Origin of the sequence: Bradyrhizobium sp. JR4.1, from assembly GCF_040548605.1 — a bacterium.
GTDB classification, from domain to species: domain Bacteria; phylum Pseudomonadota; class Alphaproteobacteria; order Rhizobiales; family Xanthobacteraceae; genus Bradyrhizobium; species Bradyrhizobium canariense.
Window position 1 is genome coordinate 1 of the sequence record NZ_JBEPRY010000012.1, and the last position, 13,219, is coordinate 13,219.

13 protein-coding genes are annotated in these 13,219 nt (G+C 65.0%); 10 read left to right on the forward strand and 3 right to left on the reverse strand.

The window, feature by feature from the left end; translation table 11 throughout:
* On the forward strand, positions 1-576 hold a 576-nt coding region (locus ABIB90_RS22570), incomplete at its 5' end, for an IS5 family transposase (protein WP_354201409.1).
* A gap of 140 nt (positions 577-716) precedes the next feature.
* Here ABIB90_RS22570 and ABIB90_RS22575 read toward each other — a convergent pair.
* Both ABIB90_RS22575 and mutY read right to left on the reverse strand, forming a co-directional pair.
* A complete protein-coding gene (locus ABIB90_RS22575) occupies positions 717-1,136 on the reverse strand; it encodes a PaaI family thioesterase (protein WP_354169745.1) in 420 nt (139 codons plus the stop codon).
* Between the two features lie 68 nt (positions 1,137-1,204).
* Complete coding sequence (gene mutY, locus ABIB90_RS22580) at positions 1,205-2,305, reverse strand: A/G-specific adenine glycosylase (RefSeq protein ID WP_035993278.1); 1,101 nt, start codon at positions 2,303-2,305, stop codon at positions 1,205-1,207.
* Positions 2,306-2,427: 122 nt separating this feature from the next.
* On the opposite strand from mutY, the gene ABIB90_RS22585 reads away from it, so the two are divergent.
* The 9 genes from ABIB90_RS22585 (at position 2,428) to ABIB90_RS22625 (ending at position 12,637) form a co-directional block, all read left to right on the forward strand.
* The gene (locus tag ABIB90_RS22585; RefSeq protein WP_007595017.1) at positions 2,428-2,922 is read left to right on the forward strand and encodes a DUF721 domain-containing protein; all 495 of its coding nucleotides are present in this window, start codon (positions 2,428-2,430) and stop codon (positions 2,920-2,922) included.
* 127 nt (positions 2,923-3,049) lie between these two features.
* Positions 3,050-3,706, forward strand: coding sequence for a DsbA family protein (locus ABIB90_RS22590; protein ID WP_354169754.1), 657 nt, complete (start codon positions 3,050-3,052; stop codon positions 3,704-3,706).
* 218 nt (positions 3,707-3,924) lie between these two features.
* Complete coding sequence (smc, locus tag ABIB90_RS22595) at positions 3,925-7,389, forward strand: chromosome segregation protein SMC (protein WP_007595021.1); 3,465 nt, start codon at positions 3,925-3,927, stop codon at positions 7,387-7,389.
* 112 nt (positions 7,390-7,501) lie between these two features.
* The gene (locus tag ABIB90_RS22600; RefSeq protein ID WP_354169741.1) at positions 7,502-8,470 is read left to right on the forward strand and encodes a small ribosomal subunit Rsm22 family protein; all 969 of its coding nucleotides are present in this window, start codon (positions 7,502-7,504) and stop codon (positions 8,468-8,470) included.
* A gap of 14 nt (positions 8,471-8,484) precedes the next feature.
* Positions 8,485-8,955 (forward strand): hypothetical protein, encoded by a 471-nt coding sequence (locus ABIB90_RS22605; protein ID WP_354169739.1) that lies wholly within the window; start codon positions 8,485-8,487, stop codon positions 8,953-8,955.
* 163 nt (positions 8,956-9,118) lie between these two features.
* The gene (locus ABIB90_RS22610; RefSeq protein ID WP_354169737.1) at positions 9,119-9,679 is read left to right on the forward strand and encodes a LemA family protein; all 561 of its coding nucleotides are present in this window, start codon (positions 9,119-9,121) and stop codon (positions 9,677-9,679) included.
* 32 nt (positions 9,680-9,711) lie between these two features.
* Positions 9,712-10,950, forward strand: a complete 1,239-nt coding sequence (locus ABIB90_RS22615) for a M48 family metallopeptidase (protein ID WP_354169735.1) — start codon at positions 9,712-9,714, stop codon at positions 10,948-10,950.
* Between the two features lie 205 nt (positions 10,951-11,155).
* Positions 11,156-11,908 (forward strand): P-loop NTPase family protein, encoded by a 753-nt coding sequence (locus tag ABIB90_RS22620; protein WP_007595031.1) that lies wholly within the window; start codon positions 11,156-11,158, stop codon positions 11,906-11,908.
* A gap of 60 nt (positions 11,909-11,968) precedes the next feature.
* Entirely contained in the window at positions 11,969-12,637 is a 669-nt protein-coding gene (locus ABIB90_RS22625) for a hypothetical protein (protein ID WP_007595033.1), read from the forward strand.
* 39 nt (positions 12,638-12,676) lie between these two features.
* Here ABIB90_RS22625 and ABIB90_RS22630 read toward each other — a convergent pair whose 3' ends face one another.
* Positions 12,677-13,216, reverse strand: a complete 540-nt coding sequence (locus ABIB90_RS22630; RefSeq protein ID WP_007595035.1) for an adenine phosphoribosyltransferase — start codon at positions 13,214-13,216, stop codon at positions 12,677-12,679.
* Positions 13,217-13,219: the final 3 nt, after the last annotated feature.

Genomic DNA, 13,219 nt, shown 5'->3' on the forward strand with positions numbered 1-13,219 from the left:
CAGCTTGAGAATGCCGGCGTCATCCTCAAGCGCGGCACGATGCTGGACGCAACCTTGATCCAGGCGGTGTCGGCTCCTCCCAAGGAGGATCGTCCCTCAAACGATCCCGACGCCCGTTTTGCCAAGCGGCAGGGCAAGAGCGGTTCGACCTTCGGTTACAAGGCCCATGTGGGTGTTGATGAAGGATCCGGCTTGATCCGCGCGGTGCTGACGACGCCCGCCAATGTCAACGACACCACGCCGGCTGATGAGTTGATCCGTGGCGATGAAACCGTGGTGTGGGCCGATGCGGCTTACGATACCCATGCCAGACGAGCCCGGCTGAAGGCGGAAGGCAAAAAGCCCCGCATCGCCCGGCGTCCCAACCGCCATCACCCAGAGTTGCCACCGAGGCTCAAACGCTACAACCTACTCATCTCTCGACGACGGGCGACGGTGGAGACCACCTTCGCTACCCTCAAACGCCGGATGCGGCTGACCTACATCCGTTACGTCGGTCTCATGAAGGCAAGCGGACAAATCCTGCTCGCCTCCATCGCATTCAACATGAGGAAATGGGCCGCGATCGCGGCCTGAGCCGCCCGCCGAGGGCGACAATCACAGTCTTGGCCGGAGCCTGTCGCGACCCAGACCTTCTCTCTCGACGTCTTCAGCCTCAAAAGCCAATAGCGCAACAGGCCCGCAAGGGGAGAAGGGGTAGCGCCTACGCGGCTAGACTATTTGCCCACCACCCTCGCCGCTTCGAGCAGCCGCTCGCTCGCGCTTGCCGTCGCCAGCACTGTTCCTTCCGCCATCAGCTTTGCCTCGACGAACGCAATCGTCTTGCCGAGCTGCGTCACCTTGGCCTCACCGATGATCGGTCCGGGCTTTGCGGGCGCCAGGAAATTCACGGTCATGCTGATGGTGGTGGTGTAGAGCCGGCCTTCGCTCATCACCAGCACGGCGGGGCCCATCGTGTCGTCGAGCATGGCCGAGAGCATGCCGCCCTGGATGAAGCCGGCCGGATTGCAGAACTCCGGCTTGCCGTCAAACGCGAGCTTGATCCAGCCTTCCCCGGGACGGGCATCGAGCAGACGCCACCCCAATAGCTCGGCACAAGGCGGCCTGGGAAAGTTGTCGAGCGCGGTCTTGATCATGCGAGCCTCCGTTGCCGATCACAGCTAACGCAGGGCTGCTGCCAGCATGTTGTCAGCAGGATGGGCTGCTAGGGGTCCAATCCATGCGCAATCACCTTACGCATGACGTTGGGCAATGCTTCGTCGGGGAGCGTGGCGATCGGCACCCAGCGCATGCCTGCCGGTGCCCGCGTGCGCGCTTCCACCTTGGCCGTGTAGACCACCAGTTCCAGCGGGAAATGCGTGAAGACGTGGGTGACCACGCCGACCTTGCGTTGCCAGCGCGACAGCCCCTTCAGCTCGGGCGCCTGCTGTTTTGCCTTGGCATCGTCCTGCTCGGCCAGCCAATCCGATCCCGGTACCTCGGTCATGCCGCCGAGCAGACCCTTTTCGGGACGGCTGCGGACGAGAAGCTCGTCGCCGCGCGTGACAACGAAAGCGGCGCCGCGCCGTAGCGCGCCGCTCTTCTTCGGCGCCTTGCGCGGAAACGTATCCTGCGTTCCCAGCGTGCGCGCCGTGCAGTCCTCGTTGAGTGGGCATAGCGAGCAGGCTGGCTTTTTCGGCGTGCAGATCGAGGCACCCAGATCCATCAGCGCCTGCGCGCTATCACCGGCGCGGGAGTCGGCGAGCAGCGTCGCAGCCAAGTGCTGGATCCGCGGTTTGGCCTGCGGAAGTTCTTCTTCAACAGCAAAGAGCCGCGAGACCACGCGCTCGATATTGCCGTCGACCGGCATGGTGCGGCGGTCGAACGCGATCGCCGCGATCGCTGCCGCCGTATAGGGCCCGATGCCCGGCAGCGCGCGCAGGCCCAGTTCGGTGTCGGGAAAGGTGCCGCCATGCTCGCGCATCACCGCGACCGCGCAGGCATGGAGATTACGGGCGCGAGAATAATAGCCGAGCCCGGCCCACATCCGCAGCACGTCGTCCTGCGAGGCCCGTCCGAGCGCGGTGACATCAGGCCAGCGCGCGACGAATTTTTCGAAATAGGGCCCGACCGCCTTCACCGTGGTCTGCTGCAGCATGATCTCGGACAGCCAGACGCGGTAAGGGTCAGATGCCTCGCCGGGCGCAGCGCGCCAGGGTAAGCGGCGGCGGTGGCGGTCGTACCAATCGAGCAGCGCGAGCGGGCGCGACGAGGTCTGCGGCGGAACTGGTTCCGATTTCGCCCTGAGGGCGGATTTGGGGCTCATGTTCGCACTGTAACGGCAATGCACCGATCTCTCCACGTCGTGCCCACGCTGGTCGCGGGCGTCCACGTTTTTCTTCGCGGCGAAGAGCCTGTGGCCGACGCGCCGGAGTGCTATAAGGTCCCATGTCCAAGCTTCGCCCCATCAAACCCGGTCCTATCAGCGCCAAGCCGCTGTCGCTCCTGCTCAACGACGTCTTCGCCGAGGCCTATGCCAAGCAGGGTTTTGCCGCGCGCGAGCTGGTGACGCGGTGGGCGCAGATTGCCGGACCGGAGATCGCGGCCCATGCCGAGCCGCTCAAGATGCAATGGCCGCGGCCGGTCGAGGGTCAGCCGCAGGAGCCGGCCACGCTGGTGCTGCGGGTCGAGGGGCCGATGGCGCTGGAGATCCAGCACTCCGCCGATGTGATCCTGCAGCGGGTCAACCGCTTCTTCGGCTGGAGCGCGGTCGGCAAGCTGGCCTTCCGCCAGGCTCCACTGTCGCGCGCCCGGCGGCCAACCCGGCCCGCCCCGCCGGACGCCAAATCGGTGGCCGAGGTGGCTGAGCGCCTGGGCGACATCGAAGATGAACAATTGAAGTCGGCGCTGGCGCGCCTGGGGGCCGCTATCAAGCGAAATTGAGCCTTATTCGGCGGCCAAACTGGACCTGTCCTTGCCGCTCGCCATTGCCTCAAACGACGTTTCAAGCTAGCGACAGGCCGTCTGAATGGGAATTTCGGGCGAGACCACGCCAATCCGGGAGCCGACCTTGATCATCACCCGCCGCGCCTTCACCTCGATGCTGTCGCTGACCGGGCTTGCCGCGCTCGCCGGGTTCTCGCCGCTGCGGTTCATCTCGGAAGCTATCGCGCAGGCCGCTGGCGACGTCGCCAAGCCGGTGTCACTGCCCGACATGGCGCTGGGCCCGAAGGACGCCGCGGTCACCATCACCGAATACGCCTCGATGACCTGCCCGCATTGCGCGGCTTTCAATGAGCAGGTGTTTCCCAAGATCAAGTCGGAATACATCGACGCCGGCAAGGTCCGTTACATCTTCCGCGAGTTCCCGCTCGACATCAAAGCCGCCGCCGGCTCGATGCTGTCACGCTGCATCGCCAATGGCGACGCACCGAAATACTTTGCGGTCACTGACATGCTGTTCCGCCAGCAGAACGACTGGGTGGCGAAGAACACCACGGAGACCCTGACGCGGATCGGCAAGCAAGCCGGCCTCACCCAGCAGCAGGTCGAGGCCTGTCTGAAGGACCAGGCGCTGCTCGACAAGATCGCCGCCGACCAGAAATATGCCAGCGACGTTCTGAAGGTCGATTCGACGCCGACGTTCTTCATCAACGGCGAGAAGATCAAGGGCGAGACCTCGTTCGAGGAATTCGCCAAGAAGATCAATCCGCTGCTGAAGAGCTGATTCGCACGGCACAATCCCTGATTCGCATCTCGATAGCCGTATCTTTCCCGGCATAAATCCCTTGGGAAAAGCGGCTTTCGCCGGTTGCCCTCGCAGCGCACCGCGGCCATTGTCCAGCCGCATGAGGCGCCTCGCGCGACTCGCCCGGATAGCGACATTGCCTTCCATGGTATTGTCCCGGCAGGGGGATTCGCGCCTGCCAACAGAGATGCGTGCTTATGAAAATCACCCGCCTGCGCCTTCACGGCTTCAAGTCCTTTGTTGAGGCCACCGACTTCGTCATCGAGCCCGGCCTGACCGGCGTGGTCGGCCCCAACGGCTGCGGCAAGTCGAATCTCGTCGAGGCGCTGCGCTGGGCGATGGGCGAGACCTCCTACAAGTCGTTGCGCGCCGCCGACATGGACGCGGTGATCTTCGCCGGCTCCGGCAATCGTCCAGCGCGCAACCACGCCGAAGTGACGATGACGATCGACAATTCCGATCGCACCGCGCCGGCGGCGATGAACGACAGCCAGCTTCTGGAAATTTCCCGCCGTATCGAGCGCGAGGCAGGTTCGGTCTACCGCATCAACGGCCGCGACGTGCGCGCCCGCGACGTGCAGATTCTGTTCGCCGACGCCGCCACCGGCGCGCGCTCGCCAGCCCTGGTCCACCAGGGCAAGATCGGCGAGATCATTCAGGCCAAGCCCGAGCAACGCCGCCGCGTGCTGGAAGACGCCGCCGGCGTCGCCGGCCTGCACGCCCGCCGCCACGAAGCCGAGCTGCGGCTCAAGGCGGCCGAAACCAACCTCACCCGCGTCGAGGACGTGATCGGCCAGCTGGCGGGGCAAATGGAAGGCCTCAAGAAGCAGGCCCGCCAGGCCGTGCGCTATCGCGAAGTTGCGGCCAAGGTCCGCAAGGCCGAAGCAACCCTGTTCCACCTGCGCTGGATCGGCGCCCATGCCGACGTCAACGAATCCGGCCACACCCACGATCTCGCGGTCCGCGAGATGGCCGAGCGGACCCAGCACCAGGCCGAGGCCGCCCGCATCCAGGCGATCCGCGCCGCCGAAATGCCGGCGCTGCGCGATGCGGAAGCGCGCGCGGCAGCCGGGCTGCAGCGCCTCACCAACGCCCGCGAGCTGCTCGATCGCGAGGAAGAGCGCGCCAAGGAGCGCGTCGCGGAGCTCGAGCGGCGCCTCGCACAGTTCGAAGGCGATATCTCGCGTGCCCAGCAGCAGACCATGGACGCCGACGTCGCGCTGCAGCGCCTCGACGCCGAAGATGCCGAGCTGAAGGAAGAGATCAAGTCGCGCGTCGAGAAGCGCTCCGGCGTCGACGAGCGTGTCGCCGAAGCCGAGGCGGTGTTGACCGAAACCGAGCAGCAGTTCGCCGAGCTCACCACCGCGCTCGCCGACCTCACCGCCAAGCGCAATCAGCTCGAAGCCAACGTTCGCACCCACCGCGACAAGCTCGCCCGGCTCGATCAGGAGATTTCGAACGTCGCGGCGGAAGAGCAGAAGCTCACCGAGGCGACCGGCGGCTTCGGCGATCTCGACGAGCTGACCGCGACCGTCGAGAACGCCGAGCAAACGCTGGCGGCCTCGGAAGCCGCGGCTCAGGCCAGCGAAGCCGCGCATGTCGCCGCGCGGCAGACGCTGGAATCCTCGCGCTCGCCGCTCGTCGAAGCCGACAAGCGCGTGCAGCGGCTCGATACCGAGGCGCGCACGATCTCCAAGATCCTCAACGGCGAGACCAAGAATCTGTGGCCGCCGATCATCGACGGCATCACCGTCGACAAGGGATTCGAAAAGGCGATCGGCGCAGCCCTCGGCGACGATCTCGACGCCCCGGTCGATCCGTCCGCGCCGATGCGCTGGACCAATGCCGGCGTCACCGACGGCGATCCGGAACTGCCCGAAGGCGTCGTGCCGCTCGCCAGCCACGTGCAAGCCCCGGCCGAGCTGACCCGCCGCCTGGCGCAGATCGGCGTGGTGCCGCGCGAGCGCGGCGCCGAACTGGTCTCGCAGCTCAAGACCGGCCAGCGGCTGGTCTCGCCCGAAGGCGACGTCTGGCGCTGGGATGGCTTTGTCGCAGCCGCCCACGCGCCGACCGGCGCAGCACGGCGGCTCGCCGAGCGCGCCCGCCTCATCGACATCGAGAACGAACTGGAGCAGGCCCGCATCGACGCGCAGATCAAGCGTCAGGCGCTGGAGAACGCCGAGGCCGAGCTGCAGATGGCCGCCAGCACCGAAGGTGCGAGCCGCGAAGCCTGGCGCGCCGCACAGCGCGAGCTCAACGTCGCGCGCGAGCGCCATGCCACGGTCGAGCGCGAGATCAGCCGCCACGCCGCGCGCAAGGCGACGCTGTCGGAAGCGCACAGCCGTCTGGCAGCCGACCGCGCCGAGGCCGAAGCCGCCTACGAATACGCCGAAGCCGGGATCTCCGAGCTGCCGTCGAGCGAGGACACCGAAACCCGTCTCGCCGCCGTCCGCAGCGACATCGAAGGCCATCGCCGCATGGCCGCCCAGGTCCGCGCCGAGGCACAGGCGTTGGCGCGCGAAGCCGAGCTGGCCGACCGCCGCGTGCAGGCGATCCTCGCCGAACGCACCGAGTGGCAGAACCGAAAGGAGAGCGCGACCTCCCACATCGACACCATCCAGGCGCGCATCGCCGAAGTCTCGATCGAGCGCAGCGATCTCGAGAACGCACCGGCCGTGTTCGCGGAGAAGCGCAGCGCGCTGATCACCGAGATCGAATATGCCGAAAACGACCGCCGCATGGCCGCCGATGCGCTCGCCAGCGCGGAAACCGCGATGGCCGAAACCGATCGCGTCGCGAAGCTGACGCTCGAGGCACTCTCAAGCTCCCGCGAGGCCACCGCCCGCGCCGAGGAGCGCATGGAAGGTGCGCGTCGCCGGCTCGAGGACATCGAGCGCGAAATCCGCGACATGCTGGAAGTCGAACCGCAGGCCGTTGCCGGCCTCGCCGAGATCGAACCCGGCACGGAGTTGCCGCCGCTGCACGACATCGAGGAAGACCTCGAAAAAATGCGCCGCGATCGCGAGCGCCTGGGTGCGGTCAATTTGCGCGCCGAGGAAGAGCTGCGCGAGGTCGAGACCCAGCACAACGGTCTGGTCACCGAGCGCGACGATCTCGTCGAGGCCATCAAGCGGCTGCGCCAGGGTATCCAGAGCCTCAACAAGGAGGCGCGCGAGCGGCTGCTGACGTCGTTCGAGGTCGTCAACAACCACTTCAAGCGCCTGTTCGTCGAGCTGTTCGGTGGCGGCGAAGCCGCGCTGCATTTGATCGAGAGCGATGATCCTCTCGAAGCGGGCCTCGAAATCATCGCCAAGCCGCCGGGCAAGAAGCCACAGACGCTGTCGCTGCTCTCCGGCGGTGAGCAGGCGCTGACCGCGATGGCGCTGATCTTCGCGGTGTTCCTCACCAACCCTTCGCCGATCTGCGTGCTGGACGAAGTCGACGCGCCGCTCGACGACCACAACGTCGAGCGCTATTGCAACCTGTTGCACGAGATGACCGCCTCGACCGACACGCGCTTCATCATCATCACGCACAACCCGATCACGATGGCGCGGATGAACCGCCTGTTCGGCGTCACCATGGCCGAACGCGGCGTCTCGCAGCTGGTGTCGGTGAACCTGCAAGAGGCGGTGGACATTCTCGACCAGAACGTGGCGTGATTTTTTGGCCGTCATTCCGGGGCGATGCGCAGCATCGAACCCGGAATCTCGCGCCACCATTTCAAGATTCCGGATTCGCGCTACGCGCGCCCCGGAATGACGGCGAATTAAGATGATCTCGCCCACGCTTCCCGCTGAGCTAAAGGCCGCCCTCGACGGCAAGCTCCAGGGGTTCTCGCGCACCGACGCAGCGCAGCGATCGCAGAGAATCTCGACCACCTACCGCACAGGCGGCGGCTCCGGCACGATCAAGTCGGATGCCGACGCGCTCGCCTATGCGCTCGCGCGCATGCCGGCGACCTACGCGGCGGTGGCGGCCAGTCTGAATGCGCTGACCGAGATCGTACCCGACCTCGCTCCGGAAACGCTGCTCGACGTCGGCGCAGGTCCGGGCACCGCGAGCTGGGCCGCGGCGGAGGCGTTCTCCTCGCTGCAGGATTTCACCCTGCTCGACGCCAACGCCACGCTCAGCCGTCTCGCGCTCGAACTGGCGCGCGACAGCACGCGTCTGGCGGATTGCCGCTATCTGCCGGGCGATGCCGGCGCGAACCTCGCCGAGGTCTCGCCAGCCGATCTCCTGGTCGCGAGTTATGTCATCGGCGAGCTCAGTGAGCGCGATCAACGCAAGCTCGCGGAAACGATGTGGGCGAAAGCGCGCCGCGCGCTGGTCGTGATCGAGCCTGGCACGCCCGCCGGCTACGCCCGCATCCTCGCTTTGCGCCAGCAACTGATCGCGGCGGGCGCCTATGTCGCCGCACCCTGCCCGCACGAAAAGCCGTGTCCGCTGACGGCGCCCGATTGGTGCCATTTCTCCCAGCGCTTGCCGCGCTCGCAGGCTCACCGCCAGATCAAGGGCGCCGAGGTGCCGTTCGAGGACGAGCGGTTCATCTATGTGGCGCTGACCCGCACGCCGCCCGCAGCCCGCGCCGCGCGCGTGCTGGCGCCGCCGGATGTCGGCAAGGCCGAGATCGCTGCAAAGCTCTGCACGGAGGACGGTGTCGAACTCGCCAAGGTCCCCCGGCGGGACAAGGCCGCCTATGCGGACGCAAGGCGGTGGCGCTGGGGCACAGCCACAAATTGAGGTAGAAGTCCCTCATGGCCAGAGATAGCTCAGCAGTCTTGGTATTCGAGCGGAAGCGCTCGACAATAATTTGGATGATTCCAGCGGGCCTTCTCGGCATTGCCGTTGTTGCAGCCAGTTCAGGCGCGACTGTAGTCGGAGGCGGCGTCATCCTATGGCTATTGCTGGCGTGCATGTTCTTCTCCGTCGCGTCCCAGCGAACGATCGTTCACATCGATCTTCGCGCAAGGCGGCTGACGATCCTTCGTCGTTTGTTTGGGCGATGGGGCAAGACGATCGTGGATTGCCCGCTCGACCAACTCCGCACGCTCGGTCGTATCGAATACGAGAGCGACGGGCATGCCTCGTATGGCGTTTATGTCGAGCTGCTCAGCGGAAGGCGGCACGACATTCCGGTCAAGGAAGCAACTATTCAGGAAGCAGGCAGGGTCGCAGCGCGATTGGCCGAAGCCACGGGCATACCCAGGCTCGATACGAAGTACTGAGACGCCGGTCCTGTCCGAAAATTAACCTCGTTACCCGCTTTCGCCTTGAACTCGGATAGTTCCTCATCCGACCAAATCCTACCTCTCCTCTGCGCCGGGCTCTCGCTCGGGGCCAATTTGGTCTACCCTAGCGCCCGCCTTCTTCCCCCTTCAGGAGTTCTCAATGTCGACCGGCTGGATCGTCCTCGGCGTTATCGTCGTCCTCGTGTTCTTTGCCTTCGCCGCCTACAACCGGCTGGTGGCGCTGAGCCAGCGCGTCGGCCAGGCCTTTGCCGACATCGACGTGCAGCTCAAGCAGCGTCACGACCTGATCCCGAACCTGGTCGAGACGGTGAAGGGCTATGCCTCTCACGAGCGCGGCACGCTCGACGACGTCATCAAGGCGCGCAATTCGGCGATGTCGGCGCAGGGACCAGCGCAGGTGTCCGCGGCCGAGAACCAGCTCTCGGGCGCGCTCGGCCGGCTGATCGCGCTGTCGGAGGCCTATCCCGACCTCAAGGCCAACGCCAATTTCCAGCAGCTCGCCAGCGAGCTGTCCGACCTCGAGAACAAGATCGCGGCCAGTCGCCGCTTCTTCAACAGCGCGGTCCAGGAATACAACACCGGTATCCAGCAGATGCCGGCCGCCTTGTTCGCCGGCATGTTCGGCTTCACCAAAAAGGACTTCTTCGATCTTGGTGCCAGCCGCTCCGAGGTCGAAGCCACGCCGCAGGTGAAGTTCTGAGTTGAGCTGATAGGCCGGCAGGGCATCGCGTCATGGCCGCGTATGGTCTCTACACGCACATCGCCTCGAACAAGTTTCGTTCGATGCTGCTGCTCGCCGGCCTGTTCGCGCTGGTCTATGTGCTGGTCTATGCCGGCGCGCTGATCGCTGAAGTCGTCATCAATGGCGACGAGACCGTCGTCTATTATCTGAGCCGTGCCTTCTATGACCTGAAAGTGGCCGCTCCGGTTGCGACCGTCGTGGCAGCGGCCTGGATCGTGATCGCCTATTTCTTCCACCAATCGATGATCGATGCGGTGACCGGCGGCCACGACGTCACCCGGCAGGAAGAGCCGCGGCTCTATAATCTGCTCGAAAATCTCTGCATCTCGCGCGGCATCACGATGCCGAAGCTGAAGATCATGAAGAGCCCGGCGCTGAACGCGTTCGCGACCGGCCTCAACCCGCGGCAATATTCGATCACCGTCACCACCGGTCTCCTCAATGCGTTGAACGACAAGGAGATCGAGGCGGTGCTGGGTCACGAGCTGACCCATATCCAGAACGGCGACGTGCAGCTCATGGTGGTCGCCGTCATCATCGCGGGTGTGGTCGGGTTCTTCGGCGAACTCTTCTTCCGCCTGTTCACGAATTTCAGCTGGAGCTCCGGCTCTGGCGGCTCGTGGTCGTCGGGCTCCTCCTCGTCCTCACGATCGTCCTCGTCGTCGAGCGACAGCAAGAGTTCGGGCGGCGGCGCGGTGATCGTGATCATCATCGCGGTCGTGCTGATCGTGGTAGCCTGGCTGTTGTCGCAGGTGGTGAAGCTCGCGCTATCGCGCTCGCGGGAATATCTCGCGGACGCGGGCTCCGTTGAGCTGACGAAAAACCCGGACGCCATGATCTCGGCCCTGCGCAAGATCGAGAACCGCGGCGAGCTGCCGGGCGCAACCTCGGCGGTGATGGAGCTCTGCGTCGACAATCCGCGCGAGGGCTTCGCCGATTTATTCGCGACCCACCCCTCGGTGCAGTCCCGGGTGGACGCGCTGGTCAAGTTCGCCGGCGGCCGTGATCCTGGCCCGCTGCCGCCTCCCGCCGACGAGGGCGAGGAGCCAGACACGCAAGCCGACCGCCAGAACACCCCACCGCCGCTGCGCCAGGGTCCCTGGAACGACGCAGGCGGCACGGCCAGTCCGCCGCCCGTGCCCGCACCCGGAACCGCCAGCAGCAACCCAATAGGCAATCGGGTAAGCAATCCCTTGGGAAATCCTATGGGTCCTTGGGGCCGCCATTGAGCGCGATTTGACGCCATGCGCGGAAGGATTGATCGCGATTGGGAAAAACCTCGGGAATTGCCGTAACTGGGGCCTGCGGAATTGAATTCTCCCTTGTTTCTGCCATGTTCGCGCCCAACAGCAGACTTGGGACATCTTTGCGACATCGATTTGGGGCCCGTCCGATTGCGACCTCGCGATCGGGGGCGCGCGTTAGGGGACAGCAATGGCAAAGCCGGCAGTGGTTGTGGTGGGCGCGGACAAGGGCGGGGTCGGCAAGACCACGGTATCGCGCACCCTGCTCGATTATTTTTCCGCCAACAACGTGCCGACGCGCGCCTTCGACACAGAGTCACCGCGCGGAACCCTGAAGCGCTTCCATCCCGACATCACCGAGATCGTCGACATGACGACGACGTCGGATCAGATGAAGATCTTCGATACGCTCAACGCCACGAGCCCGTCGGTCACCGTGATCGACGTCCGCGCCGGCCTGCTCTCGCCGGCGCTCGCCTCCTTGCGCGACATCGGTTTCCTCGATGCCGCCAAGGCCGGCCAGATCACCTTTGCCGTGTTCCACATCCTCGGACCCTCGATCGCCTCTCTGGACGAAATCGCCGAGACCGCGGGCTTCATGACCGGCGCCAAATACTTCCTGGTGAAGAACTTCATCAACGACACCCAGTTCTTCCAGTGGGACCAGGCGACCTATAATTCCTACTTCCACCGCATCAAGGATGCGACCGAGCTAACCATCCCCAAGCTCAACGAAATGGCCTATGAGCAGGTCGAGGTGTCTTCCGTTCCGTTCCTGAAATTCGTCGCCAACAAGGGTATCAACGACGAGGCCGCGAACTATTCGTTCGTGCTGCGCGGCTATGTCCGGCATTGGCTGGCGAACGTCTGGAGCGAATTCGACCGGATCCGGCTGACCGACATTGTCGGCTCCAAGCCCACGACCCGCAACAGCGAAAAATAGTTGCGCAAGCCGGGCGGATACGGCTGGATTGGTCGCCGAGTTCGACTGATATAGCTATCGATGCCCGCGACGCCCCTCTACATCATTTGCTCGCCCCGCCCGCAGGTCGGCAAGACCCTGCTGGCGCGGCTTTTGAGCGAATTTTTGCTGCTCAAGAACGGCAACGTCGTGGCCTTCGACGTCAACCTGAAGGAGCCGTCGCTGCTCGACTATCTGCCAACGATCACGGAGACCGCCGACGTGATCGACACCTACGGCAAGATGCAGCTGATGGATCGCGTCATCGTCGATGACGGGGTTGCCAAGGTGATCGACCTCGGCTTCCACGCCTTTGACGAGTTCTTCAAGATGACCGAGGAGATCGGCCTGTTGAAAGAGGCGGCGCGCCGCCACGTCGCGCCGATGATCCTGTTCGTCGCCGACACCGACCGCGTCTCGGCCCGCGCCCACGAGATGCTGCGCGAACAGATCCCGCGGATTAACCTGATCACGGTGGACAACGAGCACATCATACGCGGCGAGCTGCCGGCGGCGATGGCTGCCGGACGGGTATTCCGCCTGCCTGCGCTGCCCGGCTTTCTCAAGACCTATATCGGCCGGCTGAACTTCTCCTTCACCGGCTATCTGCGCCAGGAGAAGGATGCCTCGACCGAGCTGCACCAGTGGACCCGGCGGAACTATCTCGCTTTCCGCGAGCTGGAGCTCAGCCTGATCCTGCAACGGTCCTAGGCGATAATTTACCCGGGCGATACTCCTCGGCGTCCTGGCTCAGTGCCCCTCGAACGTCATCAGCGTGCGCACCGGCACGTCCATCGCGCGCAGCTTGGCGGCGCCGCCGAGGTCCGGCAGGTCGATGATGAAGCAGGCGGCGACCACATTGGCGCCGATCTGGCGCAGCAATTTCACCGCGCCTTCCGCAGTGCCGCCGGTGGCGATGAGGTCGTCGACCAGGATCACGCGCTCGCCGGGCTGGATGGCGTCGACATGCATCTCCATCTCGTCGATGCCGTATTCGAGAGAGTAAGCGATCCGCACGGTGGTGTGCGGCAGCTTGCCTTTTTTCCGGATCGGCACGAAGCCGGCCGAAACCTGGTGCGCCACGGCGCCGCCTATGATGAAGCCGCGCGCTTCCATGCCGGCGACCTTGTCGATCTTGTTGCCAGCCCAGGGATTGACGAGTTCGTCGACCGCGCGGCGGAACGCACGCGCATCCGCGAGCAGCGTGGTGATGTCGCGGAATAAGATCCCGGGTTTCGGGTAGTCCGGGATGGTGCGGACGCTCGCCTTCAGATCGTGGTCAAAAGTCATGGT

What these genes read in the sequence shown, in the direction of transcription:
- ABIB90_RS22575 (WP_354169745.1), bottom strand. Translation starts at nt 1,136, where the DNA reads ATGATCAAGACCGCGCTCGACAACTTTCCCAGGCCGCCTTGTGCCGAG.
- mutY (WP_035993278.1), bottom strand. Translation starts at nt 2,305, where the DNA reads ATGAGCCCCAAATCCGCCCTCAGGGCGAAATCGGAACCAGTTCCGCCG.
- ABIB90_RS22585 (WP_007595017.1), top strand. Translation starts at nt 2,428, where the DNA reads ATGTCCAAGCTTCGCCCCATCAAACCCGGTCCTATCAGCGCCAAGCCG.
- smc (WP_007595021.1), top strand. Translation starts at nt 3,925, where the DNA reads ATGAAAATCACCCGCCTGCGCCTTCACGGCTTCAAGTCCTTTGTTGAG.
- ABIB90_RS22600 (WP_354169741.1), top strand. Translation starts at nt 7,502, where the DNA reads ATGATCTCGCCCACGCTTCCCGCTGAGCTAAAGGCCGCCCTCGACGGC.
- ABIB90_RS22605 (WP_354169739.1), top strand. Translation starts at nt 8,485, where the DNA reads ATGGCCAGAGATAGCTCAGCAGTCTTGGTATTCGAGCGGAAGCGCTCG.
- ABIB90_RS22610 (WP_354169737.1), top strand. Translation starts at nt 9,119, where the DNA reads ATGTCGACCGGCTGGATCGTCCTCGGCGTTATCGTCGTCCTCGTGTTC.
- ABIB90_RS22615 (WP_354169735.1), top strand. Translation starts at nt 9,712, where the DNA reads ATGGCCGCGTATGGTCTCTACACGCACATCGCCTCGAACAAGTTTCGT.
- ABIB90_RS22620 (WP_007595031.1), top strand. Translation starts at nt 11,156, where the DNA reads ATGGCAAAGCCGGCAGTGGTTGTGGTGGGCGCGGACAAGGGCGGGGTC.
- ABIB90_RS22625 (WP_007595033.1), top strand. Translation starts at nt 11,969, where the DNA reads ATGCCCGCGACGCCCCTCTACATCATTTGCTCGCCCCGCCCGCAGGTC.
- ABIB90_RS22630 (WP_007595035.1), bottom strand. Translation starts at nt 13,216, where the DNA reads ATGACTTTTGACCACGATCTGAAGGCGAGCGTCCGCACCATCCCGGAC.